Raw genomic sequence first — 23,365 nt, 5'->3', positions numbered from 1 at the left:
ACACGGGCCGGGAATCGGCCGGCTTCGAGATCGCGGGCCGGGAGGCGGCCGACTTCGAGATCGCCGGCGGGGAGGCGGCCGGCTTCGAGGTTGCGGGCGGGGACGCGGCCGGCTTCGACCTCTCCGGCCGGGAGATGGCCGAACTCGACTGGCCCGGTCCGGGAACCGTCGGATCGGACCCGGACGGCCTGCACCCGGCCGCGCACTACGACGACGAGCCCGCCGGTCGTGAAGCCGATTGGGAAGCCGACCGGGAAGCCGACCTGTCCGGGCCCTTCGACGCGGTAGCCGGGCCGGACGGCACCGGCGCGTTCCCCGGTTTCGCCGACGCCGCGCTGGAAGACATGGACGAGACCGGCTACGTCCTCGGGGCCGAGGAGGTCGTCGGCACCGACTGGGCGGAGCGCGGCGGCCTGCGCCACGGGGACAGGGTCGAGGGCTGGGTGCGGCCGCAGTACCGGGACGAGAGCCGGGCCGTCTCCGGCGAGTACTGGACCCCGGTGCCGGCGAGTTCCTACGACACCGAGTACGGCTGGCCGACCCCGGTGGAGCGGCTCCCCGAGATCCCGCCCTACCCGCCGTCCTCCGGCTTCGACGTCCCGGCGGCGGTCGACGCGGAACCGACGCGTCCCGTCCTGCAGTGGCCGCCGGCGCGTCCGGACGACCGGGTGGGTTCGCCGCGGTCGTGGTCCGGCCACCGCCCGACCGGTCCGGCCTTCCGCACCGCCGTGGAACGCGACGAGCCGGCCCGCCCGGGCGCGCCGGGTCCCGTCCCCGCCGCCGGGACCGGACGCTTCGGTGGGGACACCGGTCCGGCCGAGCCGAGCGGGGCCGGCCGTCGGCGCTTCGACGCGCCGGCGCCCGGCGACGACCGGGTGTTCCTCGGTGCCGACGGCCTCGACCTGGCCGCCGCCCCCCTCGCTCCGCCGGAGAAGGCCGCGCCGCCGGCCGACGACAGCGGGCCCCCGGCCGAGCTTCCGCAGCGCACCCGCAGCCGGGCCGCCCTTCCCGGCATCCGGCCCGCCGGCCCGCCCGGTGCGAGCCGGGTGCCCGTCCGGCGCGGCTCGAACAACCGCCCGGCCGGCCCCTACGCCGCCCGGGAGGAGAGCCTGGAGGGCCCGGTCTGGAGCGTCCCGGACCTGCCCGAGGCGGCCATGCCGGACCTCACGTGGTCGCCGCCGGGTTCCGCCGAGGACGGCGCCGCCCGCACGGCCCGCCGGCCGGCCGTCATGACGCGCCGCCGCCGTGGCTCGTCCGGTGGCTACGGCGGTGACGACGCCACCCAGGCGCTGCCGCCGATGGATCCCCATCCGGAGCAGCCCCGGTCGCGCCCCCGGCCGCGCCCGCGTCCCGGCAGCGGTCAGCCCGAGCCGCGCAGCACCGTCTACGTGAGCCGGCACGCGGCCGAGCCGAGCTGATCACGCCCCGTCTAGGCTGGGCGGATGGCTTCCTCGCCCTACACGGACCTGGACCGGCCGCCGCTGGGTGAGCGGGCCCTGCAGCGGGCGCTCATCGTGCCCGGCGGCTTCTGGCGGCGTCTCGAGATCCGTGGCGAGACCGGGTCGACCAACGCCGACGCCGCGGCCGCCGGCCTGGCCGGCGCCGCCGAAGGGCTGGTCGTCGTGGCCGAGCGCCAGGTCGCCGGCCGGGGGCGGCGGGACCGGCAGTGGGTGTCGCCGGCGCGGGCCGGGCTGACGCTGAGCTTCCTGCTGCGGCCGGGTACGGCCGACGCCGAGCGGGGCTGGGCGCCGGCGCCGCAGCGCAGCTGGGGCTGGCTGCCGCTGCTCGCCGGGGTGGCGTTGCGGGAGGCGGTGCAGCGCCTGGCCGAGGTCGACGCCGCGCTGAAGTGGCCGAACGACCTGCTGCTGGGCGCCGGGCCGGCGGAGGCCAAGGCGGCCGGCATCCTGGCCGAGGTCAGCGGGGACGCGGTGGTGGTCGGCATCGGCCTGAACGTCACCACCCGCGCCGACGAGCTGCCCGAGACCACCGGGCTGCCGGCCACCTCGTTGCGGCTCGCCGGGGCGGAGGCCACCGATCGGGACCCGCTGCTGCGGGCGCTGCTGCGCGGCGTCGCCCGGTGGTACGCCGGCTGGCGCGAGGCCGGCGGCGACGCGGAGATGTGCGGGCTGCTGGCGGCGTACCAGCGGGACTGCGCGACGATCGGGCGGGACGTGCGGGTGCTACTGCCCAACCGCGAGGAGTTCACCGGTACGGCGACCACGGTGGACGGTGACGGCCAGCTCGTGGTCCGTACGGCTGACGGCGAGCGGCGCGTCTCGGCGGGGGACGTCCTGCACGTACGCTGAGCGCGTGGCTTTCCCGGACGAGGTCCTGACCGACGAGGAGGAGCTCGTCCTCCACCTGCACCCGCACGCGCGGGCGGCCGTACGCCCGATCCTGGTCCTGCTGGCCGCCCTGGCCGCCGTGCTCCTGGTCTGGATCATGTTGCCGCCGACCACCGGCGGCCTGATCGGGGTCTCGGTGGTCGGCGCCGTGGCGCTGTTCCTGGCGCTGACCCGCGGGGTGTGGCCGTTGCTGGTCTGGCGCAGCACCCACTACGTGTTCACCGACGAGCGGATCCTGCTGCAGGACGGGGTGATCGCCCGCGAGCGCCGGGACCTGCCGCTGAACCGGGTGAACGACCACGCGATGAGCCAGTCGCTGCTGGACCGGCTGCTCGGCTGCGGCACGCTGCGGATCGACTCGATCGGGGACCGCGGCGCGGTGCTCGCCGCGGTGCCCGGGGTGCAGCACGTGCAGACGCTGCTCTACCAGCTCATCGAGACCGACCGCGAGTTGCGCGGCGACGGCGAGGACGAGGACGACGAGCCGGCGCCGGTGCGCGACCGGCGGCGGTGAGCGTCAGACGGCGCGCCGCTGCGCCTCGATCTCGTGGGCCAGCTCCTCGTCCAGGCTGCCGTCGGCCTCGGCGCTGAGCTCGGCCAGCCCGGCCACCGCGTCCAGGTCGACGACCGCGGCCTCGTGGTGGTCGACGGGGGGCTTGAGGAAGACGAACGTGCGGTACGCCCAGAAGCGGAAGACCGTCGCGACCGCGATGCCGAGCAGGGTGACCCCCATGAACAGCATCTCGTCGTGTTCCTCGGTGAGGCCGAAGCCGTACTTGCCGATGGTGACCGCGCCGGACTGGATGATCATGCCGACCAGGTTGAAGCCGAAGAACAGCGTGTACTCGCGGCGCAGCGCGCTGCGCGTGTGCTTGCGGTAGGTCCAGTACCGGTTCGCCAGGTATGCCAGGGTCGTGGTGACGACGGTGGCCACGACGCTCGCCTTGACCGCACCGATGGGCAGCAGGGCCCAGGTGATGGCCATGTAGAGCAGCGTGTTGGCGGCGCCGATCGCGCCGAAGGCGAGGGCCTCGGGCGCGAGGTGGCGCAGGCGTTCGGCCAGCGGGAGAGCTGAAGGCATTCGGCAACCTTACGGGGCGGAAGGGCAGGGACGGCGGCGCGCGCGGTGCGGGTGACGGCGACGTCACATGCGCGGGACGGCGCGCGGGGCGGTCGGCGGCGCGGACTGCGGCGCGGTGCCGGGCGCCACGACCGGCGCCGTCACCGGCGGCGCGGGCGGCGCCGGCTCCGGGACCACGGCGCCGCCGAACACGAACCGGCGGTACGACCAGAAGCGGAACAACGTGCCCACGGCGGTGCCGATGAACTGGCCGGAGATGTTGTCCGCCAGCGGCGTCTGGAACTCGGGCCAGATGGTGCCCAGCCCGTAGTGGCTGATCGCCAGGCAGGTCAGCCCGATGCCCAGGCCCACCGCGTTGAGCAGGAAGAACAGGGTGTACTGCCGGGCCATGTGGGTGTGTTCGCGGTGCCGCCAGGTCCAGAACCGGTTGCCGGCGAACGCCACCGTGGTGGCCAGCACGGTCGAGCAGGTCTTGGCGAGCAGCGACTCCATGCCCAGCTGCAGCAGCACGTTGAAGATGGCGAGATCGATCGCGAAGGCGATGCCGCCGACCGTGCCGAACTTGCTCAGTTCGCGCACGAGTGCCCCGAAGCGTGCCCGCAGCGCGGGCAGGAATGCGGCAGGCACGATCCGAGAGTACCGGCGGCGGTCACTGACCGCCGTTTTCGTGAGCGACTCTTAACCCGTCCACCGCCGCGCGCTCCCGCTGCTTGTACGGTCGGTGACCACGCTGATTGATCTCGGTGATCTCGGCGTACCGGCCCCGGCAGCCGGCGCAGTAGGCCAGGTGGGCCTCCACCCGCACGGCGACCCGCGGGGTCACCCGGCCCCGGACGTGCCCGCCGAGCCGGTCGCCGGTCCACCGGCACTCGGGCGGGTCGGCGTCGGCCACGTGCTGTTGCAGGTACAGCCGCCGCAGCCCCTCGCGGGCCCGGTGGGCCAGCACCGCGACGGCGTTGGGGGTGAGGCCGAGGTGGGGCGCCACCTCGGCGGGGCTGGCCCCCTCGACCTCCGTGCGCCACAGTACGTCGCGCCAGCGGTCCGGCAGGGCCCGGAAGGCCCGGGCCGCGTAGGTGCGTTCCAGCCGCTCGAGGGCCGGGTCCAGGAACGGCTCGCCCTCGTCGTAGCGGGTCAGGTCGTCGGTGAACTCCAGCCGGCGGTCCCGGCGGGCCCGGTGGTAGCAGACGTGCCGGAGGGTCGTGAGCAGGTAGGCCCGGAACGCCACCAGCGGTCCCCGGCCGGCCCGCAGGCTGGCGAACACCTTGGCGAACGTCTCGGCGACCAGGTCGTCGGCGTCGGCCGGATCGTGCACGAGGCCGTACGCCAGGGTCCGGGCGGCGGACCGGTGGCGCTGGTACAGGACGCCGTACGCCGCGGTGTCGCCCGCGCGGACGGCGGCCAGCAGGTCCGAGTCGGCTTCGTCGTCGCCGTCGCCGGCCGGGATCGTCATTCCTGCCTCCTGTAGCCGGGAGTGGGAGGAAAGCCCGAGTAGCGGCAAGCTTAGGCCGTTTAGTCCGTTTTGTGAAAGCGGGCGCATGCGGGGCGGACGATGCATTGGCGCGGTGAGGTTGCGCACTTGTGCGCCAAGTGGCGAAGGATCAATCGTTATCGCGCACCGTCGCCGAAGTTTGTGCGGTTGTCCACAGGATTCGCCGATGAACTGAACGTTCCCTCGGCCTACGCTGATGTGACTCCCGTGACATGGGCCGGCCTTCCCGGCCGGATTTGTCACAGGTCAGTGCCGACCGAAGGGAATCACATGTCAGTGCCCCCCACTGCCCACACCAAGCTCGCCACCTGGGTGGCCGACGTCGCCGCCCTGACCACGCCGGACCGCGTCGTCTGGTGCGACGGCTCGGACGAGGAATGGAACCGGCTCACCGACGAGCTCGTCGAGGCCGGCTCGCTGGTCCGCCTCGACGCCGGGAAGCGGCCCAACTCCTTCTGGGCGCGTACCGATCCCGGGGACGTCGCCCGGGTCGAGGAGCGCACCTTCATCTGCTCGGTGGATCCCGCCGACGCCGGTCCGACCAACAACTGGACCGCGCCCGCCGAGATGAAGGCGACGATGACGGAGCTCTACCGCGGCTGCATGCGCGGTCGCACCATGTACGTCGTCCCGTTCAGCATGGGCCCGATCGACGCGGCCCACCCGATGTTCGGCGTCGAGATCACCGACAGCGCGTACGTGGTGGCCTCGATGAAGATCATGACCCGGATGGGCTCCGCCGTGCTGGCCGCGATGGGTGACGACGCCGACTTCGTGCCGGCCCTGCACTCGGTCGGCAAGCCGCTGGCCGACGGCGAGGCCGACGTGCCGTGGCCCTGCAACGAGACCAAGTACATCTCGCACTTCCCGGAGACCCGCGAGATCTGGTCGTTCGGCTCCGGCTACGGCGGCAACTCGCTGCTCGGCAAGAAGTGCTTCGCGCTGCGGATCGCCAGCGTCGCCGCCCGCGACGAGGGCTGGCTGGCCGAGCACATGCTGATCATGAAGCTGACCTCGCCCGCCGGGCAGGTCCGCTACATCGCCGGCGCGTTCCCGTCGGCGTGCGGCAAGACCAACCTGGCCATGCTCGAGCCGACGCTGCCCGGCTGGAAGGTCGAGACCGTCGGCGACGACATCGCCTGGATGCGGTTCGGCGAGGACGGCCGGCTCTGGGCCACCAACCCCGAGTACGGCCTGTTCGGCGTCGCGCCCGGCACCGACGAGCACACCAACCCCAACGCGATGCGCACCCTGGCCCGGGGCAACTCGATCTTCACCAACGTGGCCCGCACCGACGACGGCGACATCTGGTGGGAGGGCATGGGCGAGCCGCCCGCGCACCTCATCGACTGGAAGGGCAACGACTGGACGCCGGAGTCCACCGAGCCGTCCAGCCACCCGAACAGCCGGTTCTGCACGCCCATCAGCCAGTGCCCGATCCTCGCGCCGGAATACGACGACCCGCGGGGCGTACCGATCGACGCGATCCTCTTCGGCGGCCGGCGCAAGACCACCGTCCCGCTGGTCACCGAGGCCCGCGACTGGGTGCACGGCGTGTACTTCGGCGCGACACTGTCCTCGGAGACCACCGCGGCCGCGGTGGGCCAGGTCGGCGTGGTGCGCCGCGACCCGATGGCGATGCTGCCGTTCATCGGCTACCACGCCGGTGACTACTTCAACCACTGGATCGAGATGGGCAAGGCCGCGTCCGGCGACGCCGCGAAGCTGCCGAAGGTCTTCTACGTGAACTGGTTCCGCCGGGACGCCGACGGCGGCTTCCTGTGGCCCGGCTTCGGGGAGAATTCCCGGGTGCTCAAGTGGATCGTCGAGCGGCTGGACGGCACCGCCGCCGCGGTCGAGACGCCGATCGGTCACGTGCCCACCCCGGACGCCCTGGACGTCAGCGGCCTGGACCTCAGCCGCGAGCAGCTCGAGGCCGTGCTGCGCGTCGACGTCGACGAGTGGCGGGCCGAGATCCCGCAGGTCGAGGAGTGGTTCGCCAAGTTCGGCGACAAGCTGCCGGCCGTGCTCTGGTCCGAACTCGACGCGCTGAAGTCCCGCCTCAACGCCGAGCCGGACCGCGGCGGAGAACCCACGCAAATTCGCACGTGATTCCCCGCGCCCGCCTCCGGGAGTGAGGCGGGCGCGGCCTGGGTACCTTCGGCCCGTGAGCTCCCTCGACATCCGCCCGCCCGCGGTCCGCGTGCTGACCTGGCTGCTGGTCGCCACGGCGGCGGCCACGGCGGGGGTCGAGCTGCTCAATTTCTGGTACGCGCCGGAGCACGGTTTCGGGCTCGGCGTCCGCACCTTCTGGGCGTTGCTGCGTACCGTCGGCTGGCTGGTCCTGGTCTGGCACGTGCGGCGCAGCCGCGCGGTGTCCCGCCCGCTGGGCCTGATCCTGGCCGTCACCACCGTCTTCGCCGTCGGCCGCCTGATCGTGCCGCGCGACGGCGTGCCGCCGCTGCCCGGCGTGGTGGGCTTCGGCGTGCTGACCGTGCTGTGCCTGACCGTGGTGGTGCTGCTCTACCGCCATCCCACCGTGCGCGGGCACCTGGTCCGCTATCCGGTCAAGCTGGTCGCGACCCGCCAAGGGCTGGAGTGGCGCGAGTCGGCGCCGCGGCGCCCCCCGGTGGCCGCGTGGGTCATCACCGCCCGGGTCGCCGCCTTCACCTACAGCCCGCTCATCCTGGTGCCCGCCGTGATCGCGGTCGGCGAGCTGGGCCGCCGGCCGGAGTACATCCTGGCCGTGGTGTTCTGGATCTTCGTCGGCATCGGGGCCAGCTACGCGGTGCTGCTCACCACGTTCTTCCTGCAACGGGGCAAGGCCTGGGCCCGGCGGCTGATGGTCTGGGTCAGCCTGGGCGTGCTCGTGATCGACCTGCCGCTGTGCTACCTGCTGCTCGGCACGGACGGGCTGATCCGTGACGGCGCCCCGCTGGTGGCCGCGGCGGTGCTGGCCTGCTACGCGGTCTGGCGCGCGGGCCGCGTGGCCGCCCCGGAGCCCGCCGCCACCGCCGCGCCGGCATGAGGGCCGAGCTGGTCGACGTCGCGGTGGTCGGGGCCGGGCCGGCCGGGGCGGCCGCCGCGCTGGCCGCCCGCCGGGCCGGCGCGTCGGTGCTGCTGCTGGACAAGGCGGATTTCCCCCGCGACAAACCGTGCGGCGACGGCATCGCCGCCGACGCCGTGGACGTGCTCGCCGAACTGGGCGCCACCGGCGTGACCGACGGCTATCCGGCGGTGACCCGGCTGCGGCTGGTCGCGCCCGGTGGCGACGAGGTGGCCCGGCCCCTGCCCCGGCCAGCCCACACCGTGCCGCGCCGGGTGTTCGACGAGCGGCTGGTGCGCTCGGCCGTCGCGCGCGGCGCCGAGCTGCGCCGGCACGTCGTGCGTCAGGTCGAGATCCGGCGCGACGGCGTCACCCTCGACGGGCGGATCCGGGCCGCGGTGGTGATCGGGGCCGACGGGGCCGGGTCGGTGGTGCGGCGCGCGCTGGGCCACCCGGTCAACCCGGGTGGCCACCTGGCCATCGCGATCCGCGGGTACGCCCCGGCGGTCGGCGCCGAGCAGCTCATCCGCACCACGAGCGCCCGCTGGCCGGCGTACGCGTGGTCGTTCCCGATCGGCGACGGCAGCGCCAACGTCGGCTACGGCGAGACCCTGCGGGGGACGCCGCTGACGAAGGCGTACCTGCTGGACCGGCTGGCCGAGCTGCTGCCCGGCGGCCCGCCGGCCGGCCTGCGCGCGCACCACCTGCCGTTGTCCACCCACCGGCCGCCGCCGGCCCGCGGCCCGGTGCTGCTGGCCGGCGACGCGTTATCGCTGATCAACCCGTTCACCGGCGAGGGCATCTTCTACGCCGTGCTGTCCGGGGCGCTGGCCGGCGCGGCCGCGGCGGCGGGGCCGGAACGGGCCGCCGCGCGCTACACCGCGGCCTTCCGCGACCGGCTCGGCCGCCACCTGCGTCACTCGGGTCTCGCCGCGTTGCTGACCCGGCGGCCCTCGGTCGTCGACGCCGCGGTGCGGGCCGCCCGCCGGGACGGCGCGGTCTTCCACCGGATGGTGGATCTGGGCCTGGGTGACGGGGTCTTCGACCTTCGCACGATCGGGCGCATCGGGGTCGCGATGCTGCGCCGGTGAGAGTCGATAGGCTTGCCGGGATGAGTCTGCGGTCGCTGGTCTATTCACTGTACGAACGACGGCTCGCCGGCAAGCTCGCCGGCAAGCCGGTGCCGCAGCATGTCGGGGTCATGTGCGACGGCAACCGTCGCTGGGCCCGCGAGATGGGCTACGTCGACCCCAACGACGGCCACCGGGTCGGCGCGGTGCGGATCAAGGAGCTGCTCGGCTGGTGCGACCAGGCCGGCATCAAGCACGTCACGCTGTACCTTTTGGCCACCGACAACCTGCAGCGGCCCGCCGCCGAGCTGGACCCCCTGGTCAAGATCATCGAGGATCTGGCGACCGAGCTGGCCGAGGACGGCAACCCGTGGCGGCTGCGCATCGTCGGCGCGCTCGACGTGCTGCCCGCCCCGACGGCCACCGTGCTGAAGGCGGCGCAGGAGCGCACGGCGACCCGCACCGAGGGCGTGGAGGTCAACCTGGCGGTCGGCTACGGCGGCCGGCGGGAGATCACCGACGCGGTCCGCTCGCTGCTCTACGAGCACTCCGCGGCCGGGCGCACGCTGGAGGAGCTGGCCGAGATGCTCGACGTCGAGCACATCGCCGAGCACCTCTACACCAAGGGCCAGCCCGATCCCGACCTGGTCATCCGCACGAGCGGGGAGCAGCGGCTGTCGGGCTTCCTGCTGTGGCAGTCGGCGCACTCGGAGTTCTACTTCCACGACGCCAACTGGCCGGACTTCCGCCGGACCGACTTCCTCCGGGCGCTGCGCTCGTACGCGGGACGGCAGCGCCGCTACGGCGCCTGAGAGCGGGCCGGGCTCAGCGCTTGAACGCGGACAGGGCGTCGGCCAGGAAGCCGGCTACCGCCTCGGGTGACTCCAGGGTCAGGTCGGCGGCGCTGGAGACCTCCGCGCCGGTCTCCGGGTTGGCCACCGCCACGCACATGCCGAAGAAGCCCGGGTCGACCGCCTCGCGGGCGCGCAGCGCGTCGAACGCCTTGATGTCGGACATGTCGTCGCCGAAATACCAGGCGCAGCGGGCGTTCAGCACACCTTCGCCGATCACCATGCCCTTGTCCTGGTCGACCGGCGGCTTGAGCTCGACCACCATCCGGCCACCCTGGATCCGCAGGCCCACCCGCTCGGCCTGCTCGTGGCCCCAGCGTTCGACGGTCCGGGCGAGCTGCGGGGCGGTGCGGTAGTGGAGGGCCACGGAGAGGCGCTTGTATTCCACCAGGATCTGCCCGGGCAGCTCGGCCCTGGCCCGCTCGGCCAGCTCCGCCATCGCGGGGACCCAGGGCAGCGCGGCCGGCTCGGTGACCACCTCGCCGTCGTGCCACACCTCCAGGCCGTACAGGCCGTAGAGGTCGACGTGGGCCAGCGACTCGAAGCGGGAGCGCAGGAAGCTCACCGGACGCGCCGAGACGATGGCGACCCGGCCGACCGCGCCGGCCAGCTCCTCGAGCACGCCCAGCACGGACGGCACGGGCTGGGAGGCGTCGGGATCGTCCGTGACGGGGGACAGCACACCGTCGAAGTCGAAGAAGAGCGTGGTGTCCGCGGCCCGCGAGGCAGTGAACTGCCAGGCCTCGGCCGCGCTCAACGGGTGAGAGGGGCGCGCGTGGTGCGGCTCGAACTCGGGCACGGGTACCAGCCTACCTGCCCGTGGACGGGCCGCACGTCGCCGTGACGGCCCGGAATTGGCGGATCACGCGGGTACTACCGCCGGTGGCTCTTGACCGCTAGCGTTCTAGTCATGGCACGGGGTCATCCCGGGCCAACCGGTCGGCCCGGACCTGCGACAAGAGCGCCACGGGGCCCCGCATCCCGGCTCCGTGCCAGGCACGGGCGCCGGACGTGGCGGACCGCGGGCGGACCGGGTTGCACGCCCGCTGGAGCAGGCCTGTGACATCTCGCCGTACTGACGCCGGGGCTTCGCACGACCCGGCCGCCACCGTCTCCAGCAGCCGCGCCGGCACGGGACGCAGGTCGTCCCGCGACCGGCACGCCGACGCGGAGCCCGCCCCAGCCGGCCGGGTCTTCGTCCTGGACACCTCGGTCCTGCTGTCCGACCCGGCGGCGTTCCGCCGGTTCACCGACCATGAGGTGATCATTCCCCTCGTGGTCATCTCCGAGCTGGAGGGCAAGCGCCACCATCCCGAGCTCGGCTGGTTCGCCCGGCAGTCGCTGCGCATGCTCGACGAGCTGCGCATCAAGTTCGGCCGGCTGGACCAGCCCGTGCTCTGCAACGACGAGGGCGGCACGCTGCGGGTGGAGCTCAACCACGCCGACCAGAGCGTGCTGCCGCACGGCTTCCGCAACGACGCGAACGACACCCGGATCCTGTCGGTGGCGCTCGGGCTGGCCGCCGAGGGCCGCGACGTCACGCTGGTCAGCAAGGACATGCCGCTGCGGGTCAAGGCCGCGTCGGTCGGCCTGACGGCCGACGAGTACCGGCACGGCCAGGCGAGCGACCCGACCTGGGTGGGCATGGCCGATCTCGAGCTCTCCGAGGACGAGGTGGGCCGGCTGTACGCGGGTGACGAGCTGGAGCTGGACGACGCCGGCGCCTTGCCCTGCCACACCGGACTGGTGATCCACTCGACCCGCGGCTCGGCGCTGGCCCGGGTCAACCCGGACAAGACGGTACGGCTGGTCCGCGGCGACCGGGAGGCCTTCGGGCTGCGGGGCCGCTCGGCGGAGCAGCGGATCGCCCTGGACCTGCTGCTGGACGAGTCGATCGGGATCGTCTCGCTGGGCGGCCGGGCCGGCACCGGCAAGTCGGCGCTGGCGCTGTGCGCGGGCCTCGAGGCGACCATGGAGCGCAACCGCCACAAGAAGGTGGTCGTCTTCCGCCCGCTGTACGCCGTCGGCGGCCAGGAGCTGGGCTACCTGCCCGGCAGCGAGTCGGAGAAGATGTCGCCCTGGGCGCAGGCCGTCTTCGACACCCTGGGCGCGGTGGTGCACGCGAACGTGATGGAGGAGGTGCTGGCCCGGGGTCTGCTGGAGGTGCTGCCGCTGACCCACATCCGGGGCCGCAGCCTGCACGACTCCTTCGTGATCGTGGACGAGGCGCAGTCGCTGGAGCGCAACGTGCTGCTCACGGTCCTGTCCCGGATCGGGCAGGGCTCCCGGGTGGTGCTGACCCACGACGTCGCCCAGCGCGACAACCTGCGGGTGGGCCGGCACGACGGCGTCACCGCCGTGATCGAGGCGCTGAAGGGTCATCCCATCTTCGCCCACGTCACTCTGACGAGGTCCGAGCGCTCGCCCATCGCAGAGGTCGTCACCGATCTGCTGGAGGACATTCCGCAGTAACGCTCCGCTGTCGGCCGAGGCGGGGATCCGGTGGATCCCCGCCTCACGCTATGAAGAAGGTCAACTACATAAAGTGACGGAATGGCTACCTCGAAAGTGCGCGAAATGGCGGCCGTTTGCCCGGAATAGTGCCTAAACGCCCTGTGATTCATTTCACAGGTGGGCGTCGTCATTTCACATCCCCTTCACGGTGCGCCATGGTGGCTGGCGAGCATCATTCGCGTGGCCCGCCCGGTCGGAGATCGACTGACGGGCCACGATGGCGAGCGCAAGCCGATTCGTCATGCGGCCCGAGGGGCCGACGATGCTCGCGGCGGGAACCGTCGCCGGGATTCGTCCCGGTGAATGCCTGCCGCGTCATTGCCCCCAACGAAGGGACACTTCGTGAATCGGCTCTGGAGCCGGGTCGGAATCCGTGTGGCCTCGGTGGGCCTGCTCGTCGCAGGCGTGATCGGCGGGGTCTACCTCGGCAAGGACCAGGAAGTCCAGGCGCGAAGCGCCCAGGCCAGTGTCGTCGTCCAGGCGGACGCGGCCGAGATGCAGCTCCTCAAGGAGCGGCACGGCCGGCATGCGGCAGCTCGTGCGTATCAGCGGCAGGCCGAGGGCGAGGCGGCCACCAAGGCCGCCGCCGAGGCCAAGGTCGCCGCCGGCAAGGCCCGCACCGTCGAGAAGAAGCTGATCGAGAAGAAGGCCGCCGAGAAGAAGGCGGCCGAGGCCAAGAAGAAGGCCGAATCCTCCTCCGGCTCCGGCGGCACGGTGCCCTACACCGGCGACATCCCGTCCTCCTGCGACGAGTACAGCGGCAACCGGGCCACCGGCTGCGCCATCATGCTCAGCGAGGGCTTCAAGATCGACCAGTTCCCGTGCCTGGACAAGCTGTGGAAGAAGGAGAGCGGCTGGAACCACCGCGCCTCCAACGCCAGCTCCGGCGCGTACGGCATCCCGCAGGCCCTGCCGGGCAGCAAGATGGCGTCCGAGGGGGGCGACTGGAAGACCAACCCGGCCACCCAGATCAAGTGGGGCCTCGGCTACATCAAGGGCCGCTACAACACCCCGTGCAACGCGTGGTCGCACTCGCAGAACACGGGCTGGTACTGATCCCGGCGTGACAAAAGCGGGGGTACGCGCTTCGGCGCGTACCCCCGCTGGCGTCGGGTGCCGTGGTCAAATGTCTGGATGGTCCGGAAAGTCGCGTCGCTGGTCGTGGTCGGGGTTCTCGCCGGTTTGCTCTCCGGCCAGACCGCGGCCCGGGCCTCTGACCTCGGCGAACCCGTCCGCGAAGTCGTCGGCGGCACCCTGGCGCCACCCGGACTGTTCCCGTGGATGGTGCGCCTGTCCATGGGGTGCGGCGGCGTGCTGACCGCGCCCCGCGTCGTGCTCACCGCTGGTCACTGCGTGACCGGCTCCGGCAAGGACACCACCATCGGCGTCATCGCCGGCACCACCGACCTCAAGTCCGACGCCGCCGTCACCGCGCGCTCGGTCGCGGTCGTGCGGGCGCGCGGCTTCCGCGACGAGACCCGCGGCGACGACTGGGCCCTGGTCCGACTCGACCGCCCGCTCGACCTGCCGGTGCTGGAGCTCAGCCGCGGCGGCGCCGACGAGACCGGGCCTATGACCATCCTCGGCTGGGGTCAGACCAGCGAGAAGTCCGTACGCCAGCAGCACAGACTGCGCTACGGCACGGTCGGCGTCGTCGGCGACAAGCAGTGCGCGAAGGCGTACCGCAAGGTCGGTGTGGACCTCGTCCTGGACGAGGCGATCTGTGCCGGCGGGCGGGGCGTCGACACCTGCCAGGGCGACTCCGGCGGCCCGATGGTGCACCGGACGGCCGACCGCCGCTGGGTGCAGGTCGGCATCGTCAGCTTCGGCCTCGGCTGCGCCCGTCGCGCGTACCCCGGGGTCTACACGCAGGTGTCCCGGTTCCAGGCCGACATCCGGGCGGCCGTGCGGAAACTGAGCTGAACGCGTCCGATCCGCCACACCTGGTTGGCGTCACTGGCGCCGATCGGCAACCATCGGGGGATGAGCTATCCCGGAGAGCGCGAGGACCAGGCCGCGAGATTCGGCACGGAGGCCTTCTTCGCGTCCATCGGCCGCGCCTTCGTGGCCATGTGCGCGGTCATCCCGGTGCTCTTCCTGATCGAGGCCATCGACGTCGGCCTCGGGGCCGGCCGCCTCGACGTGGCGGGCGGCATCATCCCGCACCGCATCGACGGGCTCGACGGGATCATCTTCAGCCCGTTCCTGCACGCCGGCTGGGACCACCTCTACGGCAACAGCATCCCGCTGATCCTGGTCGGCACGTTCGCCCTGGCCGGCGGCACCCGCCGCTTCCTCTGGTCGACGCTGGTGATCGTGCTGGTCAGCGGCTTCGGCGTGTGGATCATCGGGGATCCCAGCAGCGTCGTGGTCGGGGCCAGCGGGGTGGTCTTCGGCTACCTCGGCCTGCTGTTCGCCCGCGGCTTCGTGGAGCGCAGCTGGTGGAACCTGGGCGTGGCGGCGTTCATCGGCCTGCTGTACTGGTACCAGCTCTACAACGTGCTCCCGACCGACCAGCCCATCTCCTGGCAGGGGCACCTGCTGGGCCTGCTCGGCGGCGTGGTGTCGGCGATCCTCTTCCGCCGGCGCCGGCCACGCCCGACCCCGGCGCTCTACGGCCCGGGCAGCACCCTCACCGACCTCTGAGCCGGCCGGGGTCCCCGCCGGCCCGGCCCGACCGCGACGGCCACCGCGACCAGCGTCAGGGCCGCGCCGAGCACCGTGTTCCAGCCCGGGCGGCCCGCGTCGCCGGGCACGATCACGTCCAGCAGCAGCGCGCCGGTGACCTGCCCGGAGATCATTCCCAGCCCGAGCAGCAGCACCCCCGTCCAGCGGACCACGACGGCGCCCACCGCGATGAAGACGATGCCCAGGGTGCCGCCGACGTACAGCCACCACGGGCCGGGCGGCAGGTGGTCCGGCCGGCCGCGCACGGCCACCGACACCGCGAACGCGACCAGCAGCACCGCCGTGCCCGCGGCGAAGTTGACCAGGCCGGCGACCATCGCGCTGCCGGAGACCACCCGGACGTGGCCGTTCACGGCCTGCTGCCAGGCGATGCCGATGCCCGCCACCAGCGGCAGCACGGCCAGCACCAGGGCGCCCGGATGCCCGATCCGGTCGCCGACAGCCAACAGCACGGCGCAGACCGTCAGGACCGCGCCGGCCAGCCGCGGCGTGGTCACCGGCTGCGCGCCGCCCGGCCCGGCGCCGGCCCGGTCCACCAGCAGGCTGCTCGACGACTGGCCGGCGACCAGGGCGACGATGAACACCGCCACGCCGAGCGTGGGCACGGTCAGGCCCTGGGTGGCGACCAGGAAACCGCCGCACATGCCGCCGACGCACTGCCGGCCCCGGATCCGTCCCTCGCGCAGGGCGGTGCGCAGGTGGCCCAGCCCGGCCCGGCCGGCCGGCAGCAGCGGCACGAGCACCGCCAGCACCAGCAGACCGGAGCCGAACGAGAAGGTGGCGGCGCCGATCGGGTCGTTCAGGCGTACGGCGAGCTCGCCGTTGATCCTCGACTGCACGGCGAGCGCAACCCCCGCGACCACCGCGAGACCCACCCCGGCGGCCTTGCGCCCCGTGGAGACGGTGAGCCGCTCAGTCGAGGTCTGGGTCACTCACGCACCGTCGGCAGGTGCCCGTCGAAGTCGACCGCCGAGTACAGCGCGAGCTTCTCCAGCCGGTGGTACGAGTCGATGACCCGGATCGTGCCGCTCTTGCTCCGCATCACGATGGACTGGGTGTGCGCCCCGCCGGCCCGGTACCGCACGCCCTTGAGCAGGTCGCCCGAGGTCACGCCGGTGGCCACGAAGAAGCAGTTGTCCCCGGTGACCAGGTCGTCGGTGGTCAGCACCCGGTCCAGGTCGTGCCCGCCGGCGCGGGCCTTCTCGCGTTCGGAGTCGTCCAGCGGCCAGAGCTTGGCCTGGATCTCCCCGCCGAGGCACTTCAGCGCGCACGCCGCGGTGATGCCCTCGGGCGTGCCGCCGATGCCCATCAGCACGTCGACGTCCGACTCGGTGCGGGCCGCCGAGATGGCGCCGGCGATGTCGCCGTCGGAGATGAACTTGATGTTCGCGCCGGCCGCGCGTACCTCCTCGACCAGCTTCTGGTGCCGGGGCCGGTCCAGGATGCACACGGTCACGTCGGAGACGCTGGAGCGCTTGGCCTTGGCGATGCGGCGCAGGTTCTCGGTCGCGCCCGCGTTGATGTCGATGACGTCGGCGCAGTCCGGCCCGACGGCGATCTTCTCCATGTAGAAGACGGCGCTCGGATCGAACATCGCGCCGCGCTCGGCGACGGCCAGCACGGCGACCGCGCCCGGCATCCCCTTGCTCATCAGCGTCGTGCCGTCGACCGGGTCGACGGCCACGTCCACCTCCGGCCCGGTGCCGTCACCGACCTCCTCGCCGTTGTACAGCATCGGGGCGTTGTCCTTCTCGCCCTCGCCGATCACGACGACGCCGCGCATCTGGATCGAGTTGATGAGCTTGCGCATGGCGTCGACGGCGGCGCCGTCGCCGCCCTCCTTGTCGCCCCGGCCGACCCAGCGGCCGGCGGCCATGGCGGCGGCCTCGGTGACACGGACCAGGTCGAGGGCGATGTTGCGGTCGAGATCCTGCGGGTTCTGCGCTACGGGCATGGGGGCCTCCTCGCGACGGTGCGGGTGTGGTGCACCGATCCTCACACGCGGCTGTGCGCGAAGTCCCGCGTCCGCGACATGGTTAACAATGGAGAGGTGACCACCCCCGAAGCAGCACCGGCGCCCGAGGCGGCCGCCGAGCCCGTCACCACCGGCAAGCGCGGCGGCCGTTCCCCGCGCGACATGGCGTTGTCGCTCGGCATCCTGCTGGTGCCGATCGCGCTGCTGCTGATCTTCTACCGGGTCGTGCTGAACGGCGACAAGCCGATCGGCATCGACCCGGCCGCCACGATCCAGCAGGCGCGCAGCGCGGCCGTCTTCCCGGTGGTGGTGCCGCAGGGGCTGGGCGACGACTGGCACGCGGTGAGCGCCACCTTCAAGCGCGACACCGGCGGGGCCACGCTGCGGCTCGGCTGGGTCGACCCGGACAACGACCCCGTCCAGCTGGTCGAGAGCAGCGTCCCCACGGCCGAGCTGCTCCCGGTGGAGCTGGGCGACGACCCCAAGGCGGTCAGCACCTTCAGCGACGGCGCCCGCACCTGGCAGCGCTACGACGCCCGGGACGGCGAGAACGCCCTCATCCTGCTGGAGAAGGGGCGCACCATCATCGTGGTCGGCCTGGAAGGGTCCGAGAACCTGGAGACCTTCGCCGCGTCGCTGCGGTGAGCCTCAGCCGTCGGTACGGGCGGCGCGGGCCGCCTCGATGCGTTCCCGGGCGCCGTCGAGCCAGCGCTGGCAGACGTCCGCCAGCTTCTCGCCGCGTTCCCACAGGGCCAGCGACTCCTCCAGCGAGCTGCCGCCCTGCTCCAGCCGTTCCACCACCGAGGCCAGCTCGGTACGGGCCTGCTCATAACTGAGTTTCTCGTCCGTCATTCCCGCACTTCCGCTCGGAGCTCGCCGTCGGCCAGCCGTACCCGGAGAACGTCGCCCGTCCCCACCTCGCCGGCGGCCCGGACCACGTGGCCGTCGGCTCGTTGCACGATCGCGTACCCGCGTTCCAGCGTGGCCCGCGGCGACAGCGCCCGCAGCCGGGCCAGGGTGTGCCGCAGCTCGTCGTCGGCGCGGCGCAGCCGCTGGTCGAGGCTGCGCGTGGCGCGGTCCCGCAGCGCGGTCACCTCGCCGGCGCGCTGGTCCACCAGGACCTCCGGGCGGGCCAGCACCGGCCGCGAGCGCCAGGCCTCCAGCCGGTGGGTCTCCCGGTCGAGCAGGGCGCCGACCGCCCGGTCCAGCCGGCGGCGGGCCTGCTGGATCAGGGCCGTCTCCTCGCCCAGGTCGGGCACGATCCGCTTGGCCGCGTCGGTCGGGGTGGACGCCCGCGCGTCGGCCACGTAGTCGACCAGCGGCGCGTCCGTCTCGTGGCCGATCGCGCTGACCACCGGGGTGCGACAGCCGAACACCGCCCGGCACAGCGCCTCGTCCGAGAACGGCAGCAGGTCCTCGACGCTGCCACCGCCGCGGGCCAGCACGATCACGTCCACCGTGTCGTCGTTGTCGAGCACCTTGAGCGCGTCGATGATCTGGGGCACCGCCGTGGGCCCCTGCACGGGCACGTTGATCACCCGGAAGTCGACCGACGGCCAGCGCCGGCGGGTGTTCATCAGCACGTCGCGCTCGGCCGCCGAGGCCCGGCCGGTGATCAGGCCCACCCGCTGCGGCAGGAACGGCAGCCGGCGCTTGCGCTCGCGGGCGAACAGGCCCTCGGCGCCGAGCAGCTTCTTCAGCCGTTCCAGCCGGGCCAGCAGCTCGCCCAGGCCGACCTGGCGGATCTCGTCGGCGCGCAGGCTGAGCGAGCCGCGGGCCGGATAGAACTCGGGCTTGGCGTGCAGCGTGACCCGGGCGCCCTCGGCCAGCTCCGGCGCACCGGCGTCGAGCACGTCGCGGTGCGCCGTGACGGTGAGGCTGAGGTCGGCCGACGGGTCGCGCAGGGTCAGGAACACCACGCTGGCGCCCGGCCGGCGGCTGATCTGCGCGACCTGGCCGTCCACCCACACCCAGCCCAGCTTCGCGATCCAGGCGCCGACCTTCTGGCTGACGACGCGGACCGGCCAGGGCTCGTCGGCGCTCGACTTCGCCGCCGCACTCGGCTGCTCGGGCTGGCTCACCCGGCCAGCCTACGGGCGGGTCACCCCCGGGCCGCGCCGTGGTGCCGCACCGCCCGGCGCGCCGCCGCCGCCAGCACCAGCACGATCAGGCCGGCGTACCCCCAGAACAGCAGATCGGCCAGCAGGTGCTGGCTGTCGACGTGCCAGCCGCCGCCGTCGTGGCGGGCCAGGAACGTGAACGGGTAGCCGTGGCGTACCGCGTACGTGGTCATGCAGCACACCGCGCCGGACAGCGGCAGCGCGCCGGCGATCATCCCGCCGGCCAGCACCGCCCCGCCGGCCGACCAGCCGGCCGGCCCGGCGCCGGCGGCGAACGGGCCCAGCGAGACCAGCAGCGCCCCGCCGGCCAGGAGCACGGCGTGGAACAGCAGGTACGCCCGGTCGGGCACCCGGTCCAGCTCGACCAGGAGGTTGAGCAGCGCGATGGCCACGCTGAACCAGCCGACCAGCAGCCGCAGCCCGGCGCCGAACGAGCGCCACAGCCCGGGCTCCTCGTCGCTGCCCGCCGCCGCCCGGCCGGTGGCCGGTCCCAGGTCGCCCACGGCGCTCATCGCCCGAGTATCCCGCCCGGCGCCCTCGCTACGTGCGGAAACGCCCCTTGTCGATCATGGCTGGAGGGTGGCCTGCGGGATCCGGGCGGCCCGCCGGGCCACCCCGGCCGCCGCGACCACCAGCAGGCCGGCGACCGCCCAGAAGTACAGGTCGGCGGCGAGGTTGACCACGTCGACCTGCCAGCCCGACTGCTCGGCGACCTGCCGCGCGGTCGCCGGATCGCCGCCGAGCCCGGCCCGGGACAGCCAGGCCGACGGCCAGCCCCGGGTCACCAGGTACACCCACATCCCCCCGAGCTGGGCGCCCTGCGCGACGAGGCCGGCGAGGGTGCCGCCCACCCCGGCCACGAGCGTCGCCGCCGCGGTGGCCCGCCCCGGCAGCGGCACCCGGTGCGGCATGAGCAGCACCAGGCCGCCCGCGGTCAGCACCAGGCCGACGATCATGTCGGTCACCGGCCGGGGCGCCGCCAGGTTGAGCAGGATCCAGGTCAGGCCGCCGACCAGGCTCACCGCGCCGAGCACACCCCGTACGGCGGCGCCGGCCCGGCCCCGCATCGTGCGTGTTGTCGCATCCACCGCCCGAGTATGCCGGGCCGGAGGATCATGACGGCCCGGCGGCGATCCCGGCGGCCCGCTGTGGCGCCCGTCGCAGCTCTGCTGACCGCCGCCGCGGGCACGTACCATGGCCGGGTGACTGCCGACCAGACCAGCCCAGTTCGCAAGCGTGTGCTCCTCGCCAAGCCGCGGGGCTACTGCGCCGGTGTCGACCGCGCCGTGCAGACGGTCGAGGAGGCGCTCAAGCTCTACGGCGCCCCGGTCTACGTGCGCAAGCAGATCGTGCACAACAAGCACGTGGTCACCACGCTGGAGAGCCGCGGCGCGATCTTCGTGGAGGAGAACGAGGAGGTCCCCGAGGGGTCGACCGTCGTGTTCTCCGCCCACGGCGTCGCGCCCGAGGTGCACGAGCAGGCCCGCGAGCGCAACCTCAAGGCCATCGACGCCACCTGCCCGCTGGTCACCAAGGTGCACCACGAGGCCAAGCGGTTCGCCGCCGACGACTACGACATCCTGCTGATCGGCCACGAGGGCCACGAGGAGGTCATCGGCACCGCGGGCGAGGCCCCGGCGCACATCCAGCTCGTCGACGGCCCCGACGACGTGGACAACGTCGTGATCCGGGACCCGGCCAAGGTGGTCTGGCTGTCGCAGACCACGCTGTCGGTGGACGAGACGATGGAGACCGTGGCCCGGCTCAAGACCCGGCTCCCGCTGCTGCAGTCGCCGCCCAGCGACGACATCTGCTACGCGACGTCCAACCGCCAGCACGTGATCAAGGAGATCGCCCCGGAGTGCGACGTGGTGATCGTGGTCGGCTCGACCAACTCGTCGAACTCGGTGCGTCTGGTCGAGGTGGCGCTCGGCGCCGGCGCGCGGGCGGGCCACCTGGTCGACTACGCCAGCGAGATCCGGGACGAGTGGCTCGACGGCGCGACCACCGTGGGCGTCAGCTCCGGCGCGAGCGTGCCCGAGGACCTGGTCATGGAGGTGCTCGCGCACCTGGCCGAGCGCGGCTTCGGCGAGGTGACCGAATACACCACCGCCGAGGAGCGGCTGACCTTCTCGCTGCCGCAGGAGCTGCGGCGCGACATGAAGGCCGCCGCCGCTTCGCGGGGCTAACTCCGCTGCGTGGGGCGCGGTTCGAGGCTCTCGTGGAGCAGCTCCGGCGCCTGCGGCTGGCGCGGGGTCAGCTCCACCTGAGCGGGAACAGTCAGCTCGTCGTCGGAGACCCCCATCTCGGCCAGCTTGCGGGCGCTCACCAGCACCCGGGACTCCAGCGAGCCGACCGCCTTGTTGTACGCCGTCACCGCCCCGCCCAGTGAGCTGCCCAACTTGCCGACGTGCTCACCCAGCGTCGCCAGCCGGCCGTACAGCTCGCGGGCCAGGCTGTGCACTGCCAGGGCGTTGCGGGCCAGCGCCTCCTGCCGCCACGAATAGGCCACCGTGCGCAGCAGCGCGACCAGCGTGGCCGGGGTCGCCAGCACCACGTTGCGGCTGAACGCGTGCTCCATCAGCGTGGCGTCGCGCTGCAGGGCCGCGTCCAGGAACGGGTCGGCCGGCACGAACAGCACCACGAAATCCGGGGTCTGGTCGAAGGCCGTCCAGTACGCCTTGGCCGACAGCGCGTCCACGTGCCCGCGCAGCACTCTGGCGTGCTGGTCCAGGTGCGAGTCGCGGGTGCGCTCGTCGCGGGCCTCCATGGCCGACAGGTACGAGTCGAAGGGCGCCTTGGCGTCGACCACCACCGACCGCCCGCCGTGCAGCCGCACCAGCATGTCGGGGCGTACGCCCTGGTGGTCGGTGCTGCCGGTGACCTGCTCGGCGAAGTCGCAGTGCTCCAGCAGCCCGGCCGCCTCGACGATGCGGCGCAGCTGGTGCTCACCCCAGCGGCCCCGCACCTGGGGCGCCCGCAGCGCGGCCACCAGCTGTTTCGTCTCCGTGCGGAGCTCGCCGGAGACCGCGCCCATCGAGCGCACCTGCTCGCGCAGCTCGGCGTAGGCGTCCACCCTGTCCCGTTCCAGCTCGGTCACCCGCTGCTCGTAGCGGCGCAGGGTCTCGTGCAGCGGCGCGACAGCGCGGGCCACCGCCTCCTGCGACTGGGCGGTCGCCTCGTAGGACAGTGACCGCAGCGACTGCTCCAGCCGGGCCTCGCCGTCGCGGCCGGCCTGCAGGGTGGCCTCGAGCCGGGCGATGTCGGTGGCGGCGCGCAGCCGCGCGGCCAGCCAGCCCAGCGCGGCACCGACCCCCAGACAGAGCAGCACCACGGCGAGCGTCGAGAAGGTCACCCTGGGAGCTTGCCAGAGGGGTACGACGAGATCGGCGCGGGTACCGTCGATGACATGAAGGTGTTTCTGCTGCTCTTCCTGATCATCGTCGCCGTCGTCGTGATCGTGGCATTGACCCGGCGCAGCGGAGCCGCCCGCGAGCAGACCCGGCTGGAGGACGCCCGCGCCGAGGCCCAGCGCTGGTACGAGCGGCTCGGCGGCCAGGTGATGAACCTGCACGGCGACGACCCGGCCGCCCGGCAGGCGCTGGCCGACGCCAGCGAGCGGTACAACGCGGCCGGCGGGCAGTTGCAGCAGGCGCGCACGGTGCGGCAGTTCGAGCTGGCCCGCGAGTCCGCCCTGGAGGGGCTGGCGTACGTGCGGGCGGCCCGGACGGCGATGGGCATCGACCCGGGCCCGGAGCTGCCCCCGCTGACCAGCGCGCAGGGCGCCGGGCAGCTCACCCGCGAGCGTGAGGTCAACGTGCAGGGCCACCAGTACAAGGCGGGCCCGCAGCCCGGCCCGGAAACCCCGTACTACTACCCGGGCGGCCGGGTGCAGGGCCGGCCGGTGCCGGCGGGCTGGTATTCGACGCCGGTGTGGAAGACGGCGCTGGGCGCGGGGGTGGGCGTGCTCGGCGGCATGCTGATCTTCGACGCGCTGCTCTCGCCGGGCTTCGGCGACATGGGCTACGGCGACGGCTACCAGGACGGCTTCCAGGACGCGGCGGGCGGCGACTTCGGCGGCGACGGTCCGGGCGACACCAGCCAGGCCGGCGACTTCGGCGGCGGCGGCGACTGGGGTGGCGGCGACTTCGGGGGCGGGGACTTCGGCGGCGGGGACATCTGAGGA

The 23,365-nt window shown here is 73.2% G+C and carries 24 protein-coding genes and 1 pseudogene; 14 read left to right on the top strand and 11 right to left on the bottom strand.

The window, feature by feature from the left end; all coding sequences use genetic code 11:
• The 3 genes and pseudogenes from Ani05nite_RS18150 to Ani05nite_RS18140 all read left to right on the top strand — a co-directional run.
• Positions 1 to 1,418, top strand: a pseudogene (locus Ani05nite_RS18150) (hypothetical protein); the annotation flags it as partial.
• Between the two features lie 24 nt (positions 1,419 to 1,442).
• On the top strand, positions 1,443 to 2,306 hold the full coding sequence (locus Ani05nite_RS18145; protein ID WP_203769745.1) for a biotin--[acetyl-CoA-carboxylase] ligase: 864 nt from the start codon (positions 1,443 to 1,445) through the stop codon (positions 2,304 to 2,306).
• A 4-nt stretch (positions 2,307 to 2,310) separates the two neighbouring features.
• Positions 2,311 to 2,859 (top strand): PH domain-containing protein, encoded by a 549-nt coding sequence (locus Ani05nite_RS18140; protein ID WP_203769744.1) that lies wholly within the window; start codon positions 2,311 to 2,313, stop codon positions 2,857 to 2,859.
• A gap of 3 nt (positions 2,860 to 2,862) precedes the next feature.
• Here the strand turns inward: Ani05nite_RS18140 and Ani05nite_RS18135 are convergent, their stop codons facing one another.
• The 3 genes from Ani05nite_RS18135 to Ani05nite_RS18125 form a co-directional block, all read right to left on the bottom strand.
• Entirely contained in the window at positions 2,863 to 3,426 is a 564-nt protein-coding gene (locus Ani05nite_RS18135; RefSeq protein ID WP_203769743.1) for a GtrA family protein, read from the bottom strand.
• A gap of 63 nt (positions 3,427 to 3,489) precedes the next feature.
• Positions 3,490 to 4,053 (bottom strand): GtrA family protein, encoded by a 564-nt coding sequence (locus Ani05nite_RS18130; protein ID WP_239130170.1) that lies wholly within the window; start codon positions 4,051 to 4,053, stop codon positions 3,490 to 3,492.
• A 22-nt stretch (positions 4,054 to 4,075) separates the two neighbouring features.
• Positions 4,076 to 4,876: a sigma-70 family RNA polymerase sigma factor gene (locus tag Ani05nite_RS18125; protein ID WP_203769742.1), complete on the bottom strand. Its 801-nt coding sequence runs from the start codon at positions 4,874 to 4,876 to the stop codon at positions 4,076 to 4,078.
• Between the two features lie 309 nt (positions 4,877 to 5,185).
• On the opposite strand from Ani05nite_RS18125, the gene Ani05nite_RS18120 reads away from it, so the two are divergent.
• The 4 genes from Ani05nite_RS18120 to Ani05nite_RS18105 are packed head-to-tail and all read left to right on the top strand — an operon-like array spanning position 5,186 to position 9,843.
• Positions 5,186 to 7,027, top strand: a complete 1,842-nt coding sequence (locus tag Ani05nite_RS18120) for a phosphoenolpyruvate carboxykinase (GTP) (protein WP_203769741.1) — start codon at positions 5,186 to 5,188, stop codon at positions 7,025 to 7,027.
• Positions 7,028 to 7,082: 55 nt separating this feature from the next.
• Positions 7,083 to 7,943, top strand: a complete 861-nt coding sequence (locus Ani05nite_RS18115; RefSeq protein ID WP_239130167.1) for a hypothetical protein — start codon at positions 7,083 to 7,085, stop codon at positions 7,941 to 7,943.
• Complete coding sequence (locus Ani05nite_RS18110; RefSeq protein WP_203769739.1) at positions 7,940 to 9,052, top strand: NAD(P)/FAD-dependent oxidoreductase; 1,113 nt, start codon at positions 7,940 to 7,942, stop codon at positions 9,050 to 9,052. The genes Ani05nite_RS18115 and Ani05nite_RS18110 overlap by 4 nt, the downstream gene beginning before the upstream one ends.
• 20 nt (positions 9,053 to 9,072) lie before the next feature.
• On the top strand, positions 9,073 to 9,843 hold the full coding sequence (locus tag Ani05nite_RS18105; RefSeq protein WP_203769737.1) for an isoprenyl transferase: 771 nt from the start codon (positions 9,073 to 9,075) through the stop codon (positions 9,841 to 9,843).
• Between the two features lie 13 nt (positions 9,844 to 9,856).
• On the opposite strand, the gene otsB is transcribed toward Ani05nite_RS18105, so the two are convergent.
• Positions 9,857 to 10,681: a trehalose-phosphatase gene (gene otsB / locus Ani05nite_RS18100; protein ID WP_203769735.1), complete on the bottom strand. Its 825-nt coding sequence runs from the start codon at positions 10,679 to 10,681 to the stop codon at positions 9,857 to 9,859.
• A gap of 260 nt (positions 10,682 to 10,941) precedes the next feature.
• On the opposite strand from otsB, the gene phoH2 reads away from it, so the two are divergent.
• From phoH2 to Ani05nite_RS18080, 4 genes are all read left to right on the top strand, one after another.
• Positions 10,942 to 12,354: an RNA 5'-3' helicase PhoH2 gene (gene phoH2, locus Ani05nite_RS18095; RefSeq protein WP_203769733.1), complete on the top strand. Its 1,413-nt coding sequence runs from the start codon at positions 10,942 to 10,944 to the stop codon at positions 12,352 to 12,354.
• A 384-nt stretch (positions 12,355 to 12,738) separates the two neighbouring features.
• Positions 12,739 to 13,452 carry an aggregation-promoting factor C-terminal-like domain-containing protein gene (locus tag Ani05nite_RS18090; protein WP_203769731.1) on the top strand — a complete coding sequence of 238 codons (714 nt, stop codon included), beginning with the start codon at positions 12,739 to 12,741 and terminating at the stop codon, positions 13,450 to 13,452.
• Positions 13,453 to 13,530: 78 nt separating this feature from the next.
• A complete protein-coding gene (locus Ani05nite_RS18085; RefSeq protein WP_203769729.1) occupies positions 13,531 to 14,319 on the top strand; it encodes a S1 family peptidase in 789 nt (262 codons plus the stop codon).
• A 60-nt stretch (positions 14,320 to 14,379) separates the two neighbouring features.
• Positions 14,380 to 15,042, top strand: a complete 663-nt coding sequence (locus tag Ani05nite_RS18080; protein WP_203769728.1) for a rhomboid family intramembrane serine protease — start codon at positions 14,380 to 14,382, stop codon at positions 15,040 to 15,042.
• Here Ani05nite_RS18080 and Ani05nite_RS18075 read toward each other — a convergent pair.
• Both Ani05nite_RS18075 and glpX read right to left on the bottom strand, forming a co-directional pair.
• Positions 15,009 to 16,016, bottom strand: coding sequence for a DMT family transporter (locus tag Ani05nite_RS18075; RefSeq protein WP_239130165.1), 1,008 nt, complete (start codon positions 16,014 to 16,016; stop codon positions 15,009 to 15,011). The two genes, Ani05nite_RS18080 and Ani05nite_RS18075, sit on opposite strands and share 34 nt — an antisense overlap.
• Positions 16,013 to 17,038: a class II fructose-bisphosphatase gene (gene glpX / locus Ani05nite_RS18070; RefSeq protein WP_203769727.1), complete on the bottom strand. Its 1,026-nt coding sequence runs from the start codon at positions 17,036 to 17,038 to the stop codon at positions 16,013 to 16,015. Before glpX ends, Ani05nite_RS18075 begins: the two co-directional genes overlap by 4 nt.
• A 96-nt stretch (positions 17,039 to 17,134) precedes the next feature.
• Between glpX and Ani05nite_RS18065 the strand changes: the two genes are divergently transcribed.
• Complete coding sequence (locus Ani05nite_RS18065) at positions 17,135 to 17,704, top strand: DUF4245 domain-containing protein (protein ID WP_239130163.1); 570 nt, start codon at positions 17,135 to 17,137, stop codon at positions 17,702 to 17,704.
• A gap of 3 nt (positions 17,705 to 17,707) precedes the next feature.
• Here Ani05nite_RS18065 and Ani05nite_RS18060 read toward each other — a convergent pair whose 3' ends face one another.
• The 4 genes from Ani05nite_RS18060 to Ani05nite_RS18045 are packed head-to-tail and all read right to left on the bottom strand — an operon-like array spanning position 17,708 to position 20,267.
• Positions 17,708 to 17,911 (bottom strand): exodeoxyribonuclease VII small subunit, encoded by a 204-nt coding sequence (locus Ani05nite_RS18060; RefSeq protein WP_203769725.1) that lies wholly within the window; start codon positions 17,909 to 17,911, stop codon positions 17,708 to 17,710.
• Complete coding sequence (gene xseA / locus Ani05nite_RS18055) at positions 17,908 to 19,140, bottom strand: exodeoxyribonuclease VII large subunit (RefSeq protein ID WP_203769724.1); 1,233 nt, start codon at positions 19,138 to 19,140, stop codon at positions 17,908 to 17,910. Before xseA ends, Ani05nite_RS18060 begins: the two co-directional genes overlap by 4 nt.
• Before the next feature lie 20 nt (positions 19,141 to 19,160).
• The gene (locus Ani05nite_RS18050) at positions 19,161 to 19,691 is read right to left on the bottom strand and encodes a hypothetical protein (protein ID WP_203769723.1); all 531 of its coding nucleotides are present in this window, start codon (positions 19,689 to 19,691) and stop codon (positions 19,161 to 19,163) included.
• A 54-nt stretch (positions 19,692 to 19,745) separates the two neighbouring features.
• Complete coding sequence (locus Ani05nite_RS18045) at positions 19,746 to 20,267, bottom strand: hypothetical protein (protein ID WP_203769721.1); 522 nt, start codon at positions 20,265 to 20,267, stop codon at positions 19,746 to 19,748.
• A 78-nt stretch (positions 20,268 to 20,345) separates the two neighbouring features.
• Here Ani05nite_RS18045 and Ani05nite_RS18040 point away from each other — a divergent pair, with 78 nt between their 5' ends.
• Entirely contained in the window at positions 20,346 to 21,368 is a 1,023-nt protein-coding gene (locus Ani05nite_RS18040) for a 4-hydroxy-3-methylbut-2-enyl diphosphate reductase (protein WP_377880754.1), read from the top strand.
• On the opposite strand, the gene Ani05nite_RS18035 is transcribed toward Ani05nite_RS18040, so the two are convergent.
• Positions 21,365 to 22,534, bottom strand: a complete 1,170-nt coding sequence (locus tag Ani05nite_RS18035; RefSeq protein ID WP_203769717.1) for a DNA recombination protein RmuC — start codon at positions 22,532 to 22,534, stop codon at positions 21,365 to 21,367. The two genes, Ani05nite_RS18040 and Ani05nite_RS18035, sit on opposite strands and share 4 nt — an antisense overlap.
• 54 nt (positions 22,535 to 22,588) lie before the next feature.
• Between Ani05nite_RS18035 and Ani05nite_RS18030 the strand changes: the two genes are divergently transcribed.
• On the top strand, positions 22,589 to 23,362 hold the full coding sequence (locus Ani05nite_RS18030; protein ID WP_203769715.1) for a hypothetical protein: 774 nt from the start codon (positions 22,589 to 22,591) through the stop codon (positions 23,360 to 23,362).
• Positions 23,363 to 23,365: the final 3 nt, after the last annotated feature.

It is taken from the genome of Actinoplanes nipponensis, from assembly GCF_016862275.1.
Taxonomy (GTDB): Bacteria; Actinomycetota; Actinomycetes; order Mycobacteriales; family Micromonosporaceae; genus Actinoplanes; species Actinoplanes nipponensis.
Note: the sequence above shows the minus strand (reverse complement) of the source record. Positions and strands in the feature narration are given on the sequence as shown.

What these genes read in the sequence shown, in the direction of transcription:
- Ani05nite_RS18145 (WP_203769745.1), top strand. Translation starts at nt 1,443, where the DNA reads ATGGCTTCCTCGCCCTACACGGACCTGGACCGGCCGCCGCTGGGTGAG.
- Ani05nite_RS18085 (WP_203769729.1), top strand. Translation starts at nt 13,531, where the DNA reads ATGGTCCGGAAAGTCGCGTCGCTGGTCGTGGTCGGGGTTCTCGCCGGT.
- Ani05nite_RS18080 (WP_203769728.1), top strand. Translation starts at nt 14,380, where the DNA reads ATGAGCTATCCCGGAGAGCGCGAGGACCAGGCCGCGAGATTCGGCACG.
- Ani05nite_RS18050 (WP_203769723.1), bottom strand. Translation starts at nt 19,691, where the DNA reads ATGAGCGCCGTGGGCGACCTGGGACCGGCCACCGGCCGGGCGGCGGCG.
- Ani05nite_RS18030 (WP_203769715.1), top strand. Translation starts at nt 22,589, where the DNA reads ATGAAGGTGTTTCTGCTGCTCTTCCTGATCATCGTCGCCGTCGTCGTG.
- Ani05nite_RS18120 (WP_203769741.1), top strand. Translation starts at nt 5,186, where the DNA reads ATGTCAGTGCCCCCCACTGCCCACACCAAGCTCGCCACCTGGGTGGCC.
- Ani05nite_RS18105 (WP_203769737.1), top strand. Translation starts at nt 9,073, where the DNA reads ATGAGTCTGCGGTCGCTGGTCTATTCACTGTACGAACGACGGCTCGCC.
- Ani05nite_RS18110 (WP_203769739.1), top strand. Translation starts at nt 7,940, where the DNA reads ATGAGGGCCGAGCTGGTCGACGTCGCGGTGGTCGGGGCCGGGCCGGCC.
- Ani05nite_RS18125 (WP_203769742.1), bottom strand. Translation starts at nt 4,876, where the DNA reads ATGACGATCCCGGCCGGCGACGGCGACGACGAAGCCGACTCGGACCTG.
- Ani05nite_RS18135 (WP_203769743.1), bottom strand. Translation starts at nt 3,426, where the DNA reads ATGCCTTCAGCTCTCCCGCTGGCCGAACGCCTGCGCCACCTCGCGCCC.
- glpX (WP_203769727.1), bottom strand. Translation starts at nt 17,038, where the DNA reads ATGCCCGTAGCGCAGAACCCGCAGGATCTCGACCGCAACATCGCCCTC.
- Ani05nite_RS18060 (WP_203769725.1), bottom strand. Translation starts at nt 17,911, where the DNA reads ATGACGGACGAGAAACTCAGTTATGAGCAGGCCCGTACCGAGCTGGCC.